Consider the following 13938-nt stretch of genomic DNA (forward strand, 5'->3'; position numbering starts at 1 on the left):
GCTGTGCCCGACCGTAAAGTCTCCTCATATAAGGCAGGTATATTATGACCGAACTTAATGCAAAACTGGCTTCAGCATGGGAAGGATTTGCTGAAGGCGAATGGCAGAATAGCGTCAATGTGCGCGACTTCATTCAGAAAAACTACACCCCATATGAAGGTGACGAGTCATTCCTGGCGGGTGCCACCGAAGCGACCACCAAACTGTGGGAAAGCGTGCTGGAAGGCATCAAAATTGAGAACCGCACCCACGCGCCAGTCGACTTCGACACCGATCTCGCCTCAACCATCACCTCGCACGACGCGGGTTACATCATTAAGCCACTGGAAAAAATTGTTGGTCTGCAGACCGAAGCGCCATTAAAACGCGCCATCATTCCTTATGGCGGCATCAAAATGGTCGAAGGGTCATGCAAAGTGTATGGCCGTGAACTCGACCCTTCACTGAAAAAAATCTTCACCGAATACCGCAAAACGCACAACCAGGGCGTGTTCGATGTTTATACCCCGGACATTTTGCGCTGCCGTAAATCAGGTATCCTGACCGGCCTTCCTGATGCTTATGGCCGTGGCCGTATTATCGGTGACTATCGTCGTGTGGCGCTGTACGGCATCGATTTCCTGATGGCAGATAAATTCGCTCAGTTTGCCTCACTGCAGGAAGATTTAGAGAATGGCGTTAATCTGGAAGCGACTATTCGTCTGCGTGAAGAGATTTCTGACCAGCATCATGCGCTGGCCCAGATTAAAGAGATGGCAGCAAAATATGGCCATGACATCTCCGGTCCGGCTACCAATGCGGTTGAAGCAGTCCAGTGGACTTACTATGGCTACCTGGCTGCAGTTAAATCACAAAACGGTGCTGCCATGTCATTTGGCCGCGTCTCAACCTTCCTTGATGTTTACATCGAACGTGACCTTAAAGCCGGTAAACTGACTGAAGAGCAGGCTCAGGAACTGATTGACCATCTGGTGATGAAACTGCGCATGGTTCGCTTCCTGCGCACACCTGAATATGATGAGCTGTTCTCAGGTGACCCAATCTGGGCAACGGAATCCCTGGCAGGTATGGGCGTTGATGGCCGTACTCTGGTCTCAAAAAGTACGTTCCGCTTCCTGAATACCCTCTACACCATGGGTCCTTCACCTGAGCCGAACATGACCATCCTGTGGTCAGAAAAACTGCCGATTAATTTCAAAAAATATGCCGCTAAAGTCTCTATCGATACCTCATCTTTGCAGTATGAGAACGATGACCTGATGCGTGCTGATTTCGACAATGATGACTACGCAATCGCCTGCTGCGTGAGCCCGATGATTGTCGGCAAACAAATGCAGTTCTTTGGCGCACGTGCCAACCTGGCGAAAACGCTGCTCTACGCAATCAACGGCGGCGTGGATGAAAAGCTGAAAATGCAGGTTGGACCGAAAGGCGACAAAATCAGCGACGACGTACTGGATTTCGACACCGTCATGGAGCGTATGGATCACTTCATGGACTGGCTGGCAAAACAGTATGTGACTTCGCTGAACATCATTCACTACATGCATGATAAATACAGCTACGAAGCGGCACTGATGGCCTTACATGATCGGGATGTCTACCGCACCATGGCCTGTGGTATCGCGGGTCTCTCCGTCGCTGCGGATTCACTTTCAGCCATTAAATATGCCAAAGTGAAACCAATTCGTGACGAAGATGGTCTGGCCATCGACTTCGATATTGAAGGCGAATATCCGCAGTTCGGTAACAACGACTCACGGGTAGATGACCTGGCCTGCGATCTGGTTGAACGCTTCATGAAGAAAATTCAGCAGCTGAACACCTATCGTAATGCCGTGCCGACGCAGTCTGTTCTGACCATTACTTCGAACGTGGTATATGGTAAGAAAACCGGTAACACACCAGATGGACGTCGCGCTGGCGCACCGTTTGGACCAGGTGCTAACCCGATGCATGGTCGTGACCAGAAAGGTGCAGTTGCCTCACTGACTTCCGTCGCGAAACTGCCGTTTGCCTACGCGAAAGATGGTATCTCTTATACCTTCTCAATCGTACCAAACGCGCTGGGTAAAGATGATAACGTGCGGAAAACCAACCTTGCCGGTCTGATGGATGGTTACTTCCATCACGAAGCCAGCATCGAAGGCGGTCAGCACCTCAACGTTAACGTTATGAACCGTGAAATGCTGCTGGATGCGATGGAACATCCAGAGAAATATCCGCAACTGACCATTCGCGTTTCCGGTTACGCTGTGCGCTTTAACTCACTGACTAAAGAGCAGCAGCAGGATGTGATTACCCGAACCTTCACTAAGTCACTGTAATTACTGCTCTACCTGATAAAAAAGGCTCCTCGCGGAGCCTTTTAATTAAAAGTCTGTTCTGGTGGTCATCTCCATCAAGGTTCCCACCAGAATCGATTTCCTGCCCTGAGCGCAACAGAGATTGCGCCGTCTGTCCCGGCAGACTTACTGGAGAAAACATCGCAATGTCAGTTAACGGTCGTATCCACTCATTTGAATCCTGCGGCACCGTCGATGGTCCCGGTATCCGTTTTATCACCTTCTTCCAGGGCTGCCTGATGCGCTGCCTCTACTGTCACAACCGCGACACCTGGGATACGCACGGGGGCAAAGAGATCAGCGTCGAAGCGCTGATGGCGGATGTACTCTCCTATCGCCATTTTATGAACGCCTCTGGTGGCGGCGTCACGGCCTCAGGCGGTGAAGCCATTCTTCAGGCTGAATTTGTGCGCGACTGGTTCCGTGCCTGTAAGGCCGAAGGTATTCATACCTGTCTCGACACCAACGGCTTCGTACGCCGCTATGATCCGGTGATCGATGAACTGCTCGACGTTACCGACTTAGTGATGCTCGACCTGAAACAGATGAATGATGATGTGCATCAGATTCTGGTGGGTGTCTCTAATCACCGTACGCTGGACTTTGCCCGTTACCTGCAGAAAAAAGGCAAACGGACATGGATCCGTTTTGTCGTGGTGCCCGGCTATTCCGACGATGATGACACCGCGCATCGCTTGGGTGAATTCACGCGTGACATGGAGAACGTTGAGAAGATTGAATTGCTGCCCTATCATGAGCTGGGTAAGCATAAATGGATTGCGATGGGTGAAGAGTACAAGCTGGACGGGGTGAAGCCACCGAGCAAAGAGACAATGGATCGCGTGAAAAACATTCTCGCCAGCTATGGCCACGAAGTGATGTACTGAAGAATCTGCCACAAAAAAAGGGAGCTTAACGCTCCCTTTTTGCTGTTCAGCGATCAGGCATGTGCCACTGGCGTAGCCTGATGATTCGCTTTGCGCAGCAGCATCACCAGATAAATCAGCGCCACAGCAGCGATCATCACGAACAGCAGCTGGTCAGAATAATTCTGCATCAGAACAGAGGTCATTGCCGGTCCAGCCAGACTGCCCACGGTATAACTCATCAGCAGTGCCTGATTCATCGCTACCAGTTCATGATGTGCGACCGTCTCGCAAGCCCAGGACATCGCCACCGGATAGAGTGTGAAGCCTGCCAGCCCCAGAACAAATAGCGCTGGTGCCATCGCGGCATTGGTTAACATGGCCATCGCACCCAGGATAACCACAAAGACCTGAACTCGCAGCACCAGCATGCGACCAAAACGATCGGCCAGACGGCCAATGGGCCACTGGCCCACAATGCCTGCGCTGACCAGCAACGCCATCCAGTAACCCACATTGGCATCACTCATTCCCTGATGTGACAGGTAAAGCGGCATCAGGCCATAAAGCGAGCCCAGAAGGATGCCAGAGATAATGCAGCCATTGATGCCCAGACGTGAGCTACGGCGACGCAGCATCGGCCAGATGCGGGCCGGAGCGGCTTCTGTCGCTTCACCGCTGGCGGAGACGCGAGTAAAGACCAGTGGCAGCACGGCGCAGAAGACCAGCGACGTCACCCACGGAATCACGCTGAGTAATTCCGTAGACAGTTTGCTGACCAGCAACTGGCCTGTCACGGTGCCGATGTAATAGACAACCATATAGGCCGCCAGCAGCTGTCCCCGATTACGTACCGTTCCGCTGCACAGAAGTGCGCTCTCGACCACCACCCACATCAGCGCACAGCCGACACCGGCGATGAAACGCATTGAACTCCATGCCCAGAAACCCGACATCATCGCCAGGCACAGAGTCGCGACGGCAAACATCAAGGTAGCCAGGTAGTAGCTGCGGTTGAAGCCGTAATGCCTGATTAACCAGCCAGCCAGCAGAGTCCCTGCGAGGTTACCGGTGTAATAGGAGGAGCTTACGATGCCCACCTGCCAGGTTGTCAGTAAGTCATGCGTCAGCCACAGTGGAACGAGCGTATTCAGCACGGCAATTGCGACAGTCATTAACATCAGGCCGCAAAGCAGCAATATCACGGGGCGTGACCAGGTTGACATAGGGGATAGAAACCAGAGCAAATGAAGGAAATTGCGCGCAGTTTGCCACTGGCCTTTTTAAAGTCAATGGGCGAATTTTAACGGCAGCACATTTTGCTGTGCGACAATTTAATTTACTAATCTTCAGTGGGTTACATTCGTAAGAAGCGGCAGGTCGCTAAATGCTATCTCTATGAAAAATTAGGTTTTTAGCCATTCCGGCCTGGCTGGTATCGATAACGTTTATTTGTGATTAAAATGAGGCCTGACAGAACAGTTTTTCCGGAGCAATAACATAAAAAAACCCGGCCATGGCCGGGTTCAGAGAGTTACTGTTGCTTAGCCGATAATTTCGACGCCATTCATATAGGGGCGTAAAACCTCAGGCACAGTGATGCGGCCATCTTCCTGCTGATAATTTTCCAGCACCGCCACCAGGGTACGGCCTACGGCCAGCCCTGAGCCATTCAGGGTATGAACCAGACGCGGTTTCTTATCCTGTTTGTTGCGGCAACGCGCCTGCATACGACGCGCCTGGAAATCACCCATGTTGGAACAGGATGAAATTTCACGATAGGTATTCTGCGCCGGTAGCCAGACTTCCAGATCGTAAGTTTTAGTCGATCCAAAGCCCATATCGCCGGTGCAGAGTAAAACCTTACGATATGGCAGGTTCAGCAGCTGCAGCACTTTCTCAGCGTGACCGGTCAGCTCTTCCAGGGCATCCATTGACTGCTCCGGCGTGACGATCTGCACCATCTCAACTTTGTCGAACTGGTGCATACGGATCAGGCCACGCGTGTCACGACCGTAAGAACCCGCTTCAGAACGGAAGCACGGCGTATGCGCAGTCAGTTTAACCGGCAGGCTATCCTCTTCGAGGATCTCATCACGCACCAGGTTAGTCAGCGGCACTTCCGCAGTAGGAATTAACGCATAGTTGCTGCTGTCTGACTCCTCTTCCAGCGGACGGGTGTGGAACAGGTCTTCGCCAAACTTAGGCAGCTGTCCGGTACCGTAAAGCGTTTCGTGGTTAACCAGATAAGGCACGTAGGTTTCAAGGTAGCCATGCTGCTCGGTGTGCAGGTCAATCATAAACTGACTCAGTGCACGGTGCAGGCGGGCAATCTGCCCCTGCATGACCACAAAGCGTGAACCGGTCAGTTTCACGGCAGACGCAAAATCCAGGCCTTTAGCCGCTTCACCCAGCTCAACGTGATCTTTAACCGGGAAGCTGAACTCGCGCGGGGTACCCCAGCGGCTCACTTCCTGGTTTTCGCTGTCATCTTTGCCCAGCGGCACTTCATCGGCCGGAATGTTCGGCAGTGCCAGTGAGAAGTCACGGATTTGATTCTGCAGTTCATCCAGTTCTGCTTTTGCGGCATCCAGGCGTTCGCCCAGCGCGTTCACTTCCTGACGCAGCGGCTCGATGTCTTCCCCACGTGCTTTGGCCTGACCGATGGATTTGGATCGGGAGTTACGCTCTGCCTGCAGATTTTCTGTTTCCACCTGCAGCACTTTGCGACGCTCTTCAAGCGAACGCAGCGTTTCCACATCCAGTTTGTATCCCCGGCGTGCCAGTTTTTCTGCGACTGCGTCTGGCTCGTTACGCAGCAGATTGGGATCGAGCATGCTTATCCTGTGTATAAAAAGTTGGTTGAAAGAAGGGACGCATTCCAGCGGAATGCGTTGAAAACATTGCCCACATTACCGTAACGTCTGTTTCAGCGGTAGCGTTTTGTCGGGCTATTTTGATCCTGCTCAGCCAGCCAGCTTAGCTTTTCACCAATCTTGCCTTCAAGCCCGCGCTGGGTTGGGGTGTAATAGCGCGCGCTGGCCAGTTCCTGCGGAAAATAGACTTCACCCGCGGCATAGGCGTTGGTTTCATCATGGGCATAACGGTACTCTTTACCCAGGCCCATCTCTTTCATCAGCTTAGTCGGGGCATTGCGCAGATGTTCCGGCACATCGTAATCGGGATGGTCGCGCGCATCACGCATTGCGGCTTTAAACGCGTTGTAGACCGCATTACTTTTAGGCGCGCAAGCCAGATAAACAATGGCCTGGGCAATCGCACGCTCCCCTTCTGCCGGACCGACGCGCGTGAAGCAATCCCAGGCCGCAATCGCCACCTGCATACCGCGCGGATCGGCGTTGCCGACATCTTCGGAGGCGATTGCCAGCAACCGACGAGCCACATAGAGCGGATCGCCGCCCGCAGTGATAATGCGCGCATACCAGTAGAGCGCCGCATCCGGTGCGGAGCCGCGTACCGATTTGTGCAGTGCAGAAATCAGATCGTAAAAACGATCGCCTTTATTATCAAACCGCGCGGATCGCTCACCAGAGACTTCGTTAAGCAGCTGCGGCGTCAGTTCTCGCTGACCTGATGCGGTGATTTCGGCCATATCAGCCATCATCTCCAGCGTGTTCAGCGCCCGACGTGCATCACCATTAACCAGTTCAGCGATCATCCTGCGTGTGTTGTCCGGCAGCACGATGTCACTGTCCCCATAACCTCGCGCTTTATCCTGCATCGCCTGATCCAGCACCTGCTCAATATCTTCCAGGGTTAGTGATTTCAGCAGGTAAACGCGGGCGCGTGACAACAACGCAGAGTTAAGTTCAAAAGAGGGGTTTTCGGTGGTCGCACCAATAAAGGTAATGGTGCCATCTTCGATATGGGGCAGAAAGGCATCCTGCTGGCTCTTGTTGAACCGATGGACCTCGTCCACAAACAGGATCGTGCGCCGCCCGGCATGTTTATTCTGACGGGCCCGCTCAATCGCCTCACGGATCTCTTTTACGCCGGAGGTGACGGCCGAAATACGCTCCACATCGGCGTTACCGTAATGGGCAATGATCTCAGCCAGCGTGGTCTTGCCGGTCCCGGGAGGTCCCCACAGGATCATTGAATGCAGGTGCCCTGCTTCAATCGCGCGCGGCAGAGGTTTGCCTGCGCCCAGCAGATGCTGCTGACCAATGTACTGTTTCAATGTTTCTGGCCGCATACGCGCGGCCAGAGGTTTGAAATTTTCGGTGGAAAAATCCAGGGACAGGTTACTCACCGTGACCTCACTGACGTTGGTCGTCCACCGTCACGCCTTTTGGCGGTGTGAACGTGAATTTATCCGGGCTGATAGCGCCATTCTGCTGGCTTTTCAGCTGGTAATCGCTGCGCTGGCCATCCTGCTCGATAGCACTGAAGCGGTTGATGGTCCCGCTGGACGTCACCTGGATGGTGAACTGTTTCAGGTTGCCGTCGCTGTTCTTAGGTGTCAGTTCAAAATTGTCACCCTGCTGTTTGATATTGTACTGCTTCCAGTCATTTGACTGGTTGCGGGCAATCAGCATAAAGGGCGTGTTGCTGGTCGCATTCTGCAACAGGCTGACTGTCGCCTGCTCAACAAACGGGTTGTAGAACCACAGCGATTTACCGTCGGAGATGATGATGCTTTCGTCCGGCGCGGTCATGTGCCAGTTAAACAGGCTGGGACGTTTTACCCACAATTCGCCTTCGCCGTCCTGCACATTCGCGCCGCTGCTGTCGGTCACTTTTTGGGTGAAGCTGGCGTGGAAGCTGCTGACCTTGTTCAGGCGCTGTTGCAGATCACTGGAAGCATCAGCCAGAACGCTGGCTGAAGAAAAGGTGGCCAACAGGCCCAGAGCGATTACGCGTAATTTCATCTGCTTCAATTCCTTATTTAAACGTTCCCATCGATAACTGCATTAAGCCTGGCCGCCGTTCCGCCATCAGAACAGAGGAAAAAACCGAAAGCTGATTCAGATATGGGGTTTAACCGCATAAAAACAATGAGCCAGTCGGAACTGGCTCATTGCGTTGTGTTTCAAAACATTTAGCCACTACATATCGTGTGGCGGTGGCGACAGCACTTCACGGTTACCATTGTGTCCTGGTGCAGAAACGATGCCCTGCGCTTCCATCTGTTCAATGATACGTGCCGCGCGGTTATAGCCGATGCGGAACTGACGCTGAACGCCTGAAATCGACGCACGGCGCTTATCGACCACAAAACCGACCGCCTGATCGAACAGCGGATCGAGCTCTTCATCACTGTCGATGCCACCGGCATTTTCGCTCTCTTCGCCCGCCGTAATGCTGTCGATATATTGCGGACGACCACGCGCTTTCCAGTCCTGAACCACTGCATGCACTTCCTGGTCACGAACAAACGCACCGTGAACACGAATCGGCAGCGAGGAGTTCGGCGGCATGTAGAGCATGTCACCCATACCCAGCAATGACTCCGCGCCGCCCTGATCGAGAATGGTACGTGAATCAATTTTGCTGGAAACGGTAAAGGCGATACGCGTCGGAATGTTCGCTTTGATCAGACCGGTAATGACATCCACGGATGGACGCTGTGTCGCTAGTACCAGATGGATGCCGGCAGCACGGGCTTTCTGTGCCAGGCGGGCAATCAGCTCTTCCACCTTTTTACCGACTGCCATGATCAGGTCAGCAAACTCATCGACCATCACAACGATATAAGGCAGCTTCTCCAGAACCGGCGGCGTCATATCCATGCTGTCGCCCGGCTTCCAGAACGGATCGGGAATCGGACGACCCATCGCTTCGGCCTGTTCCACTTTTTCGTTGTAGCCCGCCAGATTACGCACGCCCAGCGCCGACATCAGCTTGTAGCGACGCTCCATTTCACCGACGCTCCAGCGCAGCGCATTGGCAGCATCCTTCATGTCTGTGACCACTTCGGTCAGCAGATGCGGAATACCTTCATAGACCGACAGCTCAAGCATTTTCGGGTCGATCATGATGAAGCGAACTTCTTCCGGCGTCGCCTTATACAGCATGCTGATAATCATGGCGTTCACGCCCACAGATTTACCGGAACCGGTGGTACCGGCGACAAGTAAGTGTGGCATTTTCGCCAGATCGGCCACCACCGGCTGACCGGCAATATCTTTACCCAGCACGACGGCCAGCGGTGAAGGGTTGTCGCGGAATTTAGGGCAATCCAGCACTTCACGCAGATAGACGGTCTGACGATGCTTGTTTGGCAGTTCCAGACCCACGTAGGGTTTGCCTGGGATCACTTCCACCACACGAACCGCTACCGTCGACAGCGAACGCGCCAGATCGCGGGACAGATTGGAGATACGCGCCGCTTTAACGCCCGGCGCCAGGTCAAGTTCGAAACGGGTAATAACCGGGCCAGGCGAGATACCGACCACCTCCGCTTTGACGCGATAATCGCCTAAGCGCGACTCCACCAGACGGGCAGTCTGCTCCAGCGAGAACATATCAACCGGCTCTTCCTCTTCAGGCGGTGCGGTCAGCAGATCCAGCGAAGGCAGTGGCGTGGAAGGTTTCTCCAGCGGCTGCTCATGGCGCATCAGGAACGGATGAATCAGGCTGTCATGCAGTGAAGGTTTCGCCTCTTCCACCGGCTGAACCGGCGCTGCCGTGCCATAGCCAGGCGCAGAGTACGCCGGAGCCTGAGGAGCCGCAGGGGTACCATAAGCGGGTGCAGAGGTTGCCGCAGGTGCAGCATAGTCAGGTTCAGACGGTGCTGCCGGGGCGCTATAGGCAGGCTCTGCCGGGGCAAAGCTGGCTGGTGCAGGAACATGAGCCGGAGCCTGAGGTCTTGAAACCTCACTCACCTGCTGCCAGGGTTCGTGTGAAACCGCTGGAGCTTCAGGTTCTGGCGTCGCCGCAATGGTAAACAGCGGTTCAGAAGGACCGTCATCCACCAGATCTTTCATCGGTGAAAAATCAAACGCTGAGGCGGTATCAATATTGAATACCGGCTCTTTTTTCACTTCTGGCTCATAGCGCTGCTGTTGCTGCTCGGCGAACTGACGGGCCAGTGCATCCTGCTGCTGTGCATCCTGTTCATCTTCCTCGTCCTGCTGCCAGCTGGTGCCGTAACGCTGTTGCTGTTCAGACTGGAAAGCCTGTCGCAGTTCAGCCTGCTGCAGCGCCTCTTCAGCATCCGGAGCAGAGGAAACAGAGCCAGCACTAACCGGTTCGGTCTCTTCCGTTTTCGCTTTCTCTTCTGCCATGCGCTGAGAAGGCAGCTTAATGCCATAAGAGGCCAGCTCACGACGGGTTGGCAGTTTTACCGGGTTAGGACGCGGCAGTGCCGGGCCGATACCTTGTTTAACCTGCGGATTGAGATTGGTTTCAGGGGCTAAATCAAAAACAGGCGCAGTACGCGTTGTTGCCTGGGCTGCCGTTGCAGCGGCTGCCGCTGCCGCCGATGCCGCAGGGATGGCTGACGTATCCCGCCAGTTACCCATTTTAGGTTCATCATCGTCGTAAGCACTGAACGACGGCGTAGCCGGAGCGTCGTCTGGCATTTCAAAATGATAAAGCGGTGGTGAGTCTGCGGGTGCAGAAGCACTCTGCGCCGGGGAATTCGCCACACTCTGCGGAGCTGGCGCGCTCTGTGCGTACGCAGGCGCAGGTTGTGCAGACGGCGATGCAGGGATGGATGTCGCTGACGCGGCAGGCGCCGAAGCTGTAACCGCAGCAGCAGGTGCAGCGACAGATGCTGGCGTCACCGTGGCTGCAGGGGCGAGGGTCACCTCAGCGGCTTCAGCGGTGGCCGCGACTGCCGCACTGGTGGCTGCTGCAGCTTTAGCCAGCAGCGGATCCTGTTGTGACGCCGCAGGCTCAGCAGCTGCACGTGGGGCAGAAAGCAGCACATCATCATCCTGATCGGCGGCATGAAGCTCAGGCACATCCGCGTATTCACGCGCGTCCCGCTCGTCATCCTCTTCCTGCCAGGGTTCATCGTGACGAGAGCGGTTGCTTGCAAACGTCAGTACGCCCATGACTACGCCACCAATTCTTTCTGCAATGGTGAGCCATGACCAGCCGGTGTAAAGGGTAATGCCCGCCGCCCAGACGCAGAGTAGCATCAGCGTGCCGCCAGCCGGACTGAACCAGGGTGCAATAGCATTACTGACCAGGCTGCCGATCACGCCGCCCGAGGCAAAGTACCAGATATCATCGGCGTTCAGCGCCGCCATACCACAGGTCGTCACCACCAGCGCGAGGACGCCAATTAAGCGCAGCCCGACGGCAAAGTAGTCAAAGTAGTCCTGGCTGTCGCGCTGACGGAAAGCAATCCAGCACAGACCCAGGATGACGGGCGGAATGGCATACGCCATCACACCAAAGATGAAGAGTAAGGTGTCAGCCAGCCAGGCACCGACGCTGCCGCCGATATTATGGATAGGTTCATGCCAGGCCGTTTGCGACCAGCTCGGGTCGGAAGGGTTAAAACTGACCAGAGAAACCATCAGGTAGATGGCAAACAGCGCCACCAGAATGAGCATCGCTTCCAGCAGACGACGTCCACTGCTCATCGATTGTAACGAAACGTCTTTATCTTCTGTATATTCCTGGCTCAAGAGGACTCTCCAGGTGCCTGTAAAGTAAGAAGCAACAGCGCCGGGCGAGCCCGACGCTGATCCTGTATGAATGCACAGGAGTGTACCGAAATCTCACAGGTTTTGCACCTGCCCCGCATCAGCGAGTTTTGATCACCAGCCGATTGCTCTGTTTAACCTCTTCCATCACCACATACGTACGCGTGTCGTTTACGCCCGGCAGGCGCAACAGGGTTTCACCCAGCAGCTTACGGTAGGCTGACATATCAGGTACGCGCGTTTTCAGCAGGTAGTCGAAATCGCCGGAAACGAGGTGACACTCTTGAGTTTCCTCAAGTTTTTGCACAGCGGCGTTAAATTGCTCAAACACATCCGGTGCACCACGATTCAGAGTAATCTCAACGAATACCAGCAGCGACGCATCCAGATAGTGCGGGTTCAACTGCGCGGTGTAGCCAAGAATAAATCCCTGACGTTCGAGACGACGCACGCGCTCAAGACATGGCGTAGGCGATAAGCCTACGCGTTTGGAAAGCTCTACGTTTGAAATGCGACCATCTTTCTGAAGTTCATTCAGAATGTTCCTGTCAATTCTGTCGAGGTCTTTCCCGGGGCGTTTCTTATTGTCTACCATTATTATTGTCTCTCTTAATTCCTTCCCTTTACCTGCCACGCCCTGAAAACGCTCATTGTTCGGGGCATTTCTGAAGTGAGCTAACAGAGCCTGTGTTCTGACACCTATCGATATGACGCATGTTGTCTGTCCACATCATGCGTCATTATCCATATCAGGCTGCTTTTATTCGGCGTTACGTGCAAAACGGGCGATGAAAACCTGTTTTGTTCCGATAAATGTTATTCGCTTCTGATAATGTTTTCGCAAAAGCGCAGGCGATTGTCAAAGTAAAATCACCAAATTCAGGACAAGATGCCAGACAGTCCGCTGGGTATCTGTTTTTAAATGACTATTTTTCCACTATTGCACCCCTCTAACCCGAGTTTTGCCCCCTTTTGGCGCATTGGCCAGGCAAAACCGTCGCTCATCGTCTACGCCGTTTGCAGCTATCGTTAACAAAATTGCCTAAGCCTTGTCATTGTCGCCGGATATTCCCTACAATCGCAGGCTATGTCAGCCGAATGAAACTGAGGAACGCATGAGTACGGCCAAACACAGTAAGTTACTCATTCTGGGCTCCGGCCCAGCGGGTTATACCGCAGCCGTTTATGCTGCACGCGCCAACCTGAACCCGGTACTGATCACGGGTCTGGAAAAAGGCGGACAGCTGACCACTACCACCGAGGTAGAGAACTGGCCGGGCGACCCGCACGATCTGACAGGTCCATCGCTGATGGAGCGGATGCATGAGCATGCCGAAAAATTTAATACTGAGATCATTTTCGATCACATTCACACCGTCGATTTGCAGAACCGTCCGTTCCGCCTCACGGGTGACAGCGGCGAATACACGGCAGATGCCCTGATCATCGCCACCGGTGCGTCAGCGCGCTACCTCGGTCTGCCTTCCGAAGAGGCCTTTAAAGGCAAAGGCGTCTCTGCCTGTGCAACCTGTGACGGCTTCTTCTATCGCAACCAGAAAGTCGCGGTGATTGGCGGTGGCAACACGGCTGTGGAAGAGGCGCTCTACCTGGCGAATATTGCGGCTGAAGTGCACCTTATTCACCGTCGTGACAGCTTCCGCGCAGAGAAGATCCTGATCGACCGCCTGATGGAAAAAGTGCGCAATGGCAATATCGTGCTGCACACCCATCGCACGCTGGAAGAAGTGGTGGGCGATCAGATGGGTGTCACTGGTCTGACGCTGCGTTCTACCCAGAACAGTGATGAGACAGAAGCGCTGGAGGTGGCGGGTCTTTTTGTTGCTATCGGACACAGCCCGAATACGGCCATTTTTGAGGGTCAGCTGGCGCTGGAGAACGGTTACATCAAAGTTCAGTCAGGTCTGCACGGCAACGCCACTCAGACCAGCATCCCTGGCGTCTTTGCGGCAGGCGATGTGATGGACCATATCTATCGTCAGGCGATTACCTCTGCCGGCACCGGCTGTATGGCCGCGTTAGACGCTGAGCGCTTTCTTGACGGACTGGTTAAAAACGATCAGTAAGTTGTTAACCCTCTGATCT

At 54.1% G+C, this 13938-nt stretch carries 9 protein-coding genes; 3 read left to right on the forward strand and 6 right to left on the reverse strand.

Annotation, left to right across the window (positions count from 1 at the left end; genetic code table 11):
• Positions 1 to 44 precede the first annotated feature (44 nt).
• Positions 45 to 2327 (forward strand): formate C-acetyltransferase, encoded by a 2283-nt coding sequence (gene pflB, locus HFD94_RS00675; protein WP_010254936.1) that lies wholly within the window; start codon positions 45 to 47, stop codon positions 2325 to 2327.
• A 164-nt stretch (positions 2328 to 2491) separates the two neighbouring features.
• A complete protein-coding gene (pflA, locus tag HFD94_RS00680; RefSeq protein ID WP_010669755.1) occupies positions 2492 to 3232 on the forward strand; it encodes a pyruvate formate lyase 1-activating protein in 741 nt (246 codons plus the stop codon).
• Positions 3233 to 3285: 53 nt separating this feature from the next.
• Here the strand turns inward: pflA and HFD94_RS00685 are convergent, their stop codons facing one another.
• From HFD94_RS00685 to lrp, 6 genes are all read right to left on the reverse strand, one after another.
• Positions 3286 to 4437 carry an MFS transporter gene (locus tag HFD94_RS00685; protein ID WP_010254932.1) on the reverse strand — a complete coding sequence of 384 codons (1152 nt, stop codon included), beginning with the start codon at positions 4435 to 4437 and terminating at the stop codon, positions 3286 to 3288.
• Between the two features lie 318 nt (positions 4438 to 4755).
• Positions 4756 to 6048, reverse strand: coding sequence for a serine--tRNA ligase (serS, locus tag HFD94_RS00690; RefSeq protein WP_010254930.1), 1293 nt, complete (start codon positions 6046 to 6048; stop codon positions 4756 to 4758).
• Positions 6049 to 6140: 92 nt separating this feature from the next.
• Positions 6141 to 7484: a replication-associated recombination protein A gene (locus tag HFD94_RS00695; RefSeq protein WP_033757131.1), complete on the reverse strand. Its 1344-nt coding sequence runs from the start codon at positions 7482 to 7484 to the stop codon at positions 6141 to 6143.
• Between the two features lie 7 nt (positions 7485 to 7491).
• Positions 7492 to 8103: an outer membrane lipoprotein chaperone LolA gene (gene lolA, locus HFD94_RS00700; RefSeq protein ID WP_003849334.1), complete on the reverse strand. Its 612-nt coding sequence runs from the start codon at positions 8101 to 8103 to the stop codon at positions 7492 to 7494.
• A gap of 177 nt (positions 8104 to 8280) precedes the next feature.
• Entirely contained in the window at positions 8281 to 11817 is a 3537-nt protein-coding gene (locus HFD94_RS00705; protein WP_122889049.1) for a DNA translocase FtsK 4TM domain-containing protein, read from the reverse strand.
• 118 nt (positions 11818 to 11935) lie between these two features.
• Positions 11936 to 12430, reverse strand: a complete 495-nt coding sequence (gene lrp, locus HFD94_RS00710) for a leucine-responsive transcriptional regulator Lrp (protein WP_006118610.1) — start codon at positions 12428 to 12430, stop codon at positions 11936 to 11938.
• A gap of 520 nt (positions 12431 to 12950) precedes the next feature.
• Here lrp and trxB point away from each other — a divergent pair.
• On the forward strand, positions 12951 to 13919 hold the full coding sequence (trxB, locus tag HFD94_RS00715) for a thioredoxin-disulfide reductase (RefSeq protein ID WP_003849329.1): 969 nt from the start codon (positions 12951 to 12953) through the stop codon (positions 13917 to 13919).
• The last annotated feature ends 19 nt before the right edge of the window (positions 13920 to 13938 follow it).

The organism is Pantoea sp. EKM20T (genome assembly GCF_011800485.1).
In the GTDB taxonomy this organism is placed as follows: domain Bacteria; phylum Pseudomonadota; class Gammaproteobacteria; order Enterobacterales; family Enterobacteriaceae; genus Pantoea; species Pantoea agglomerans.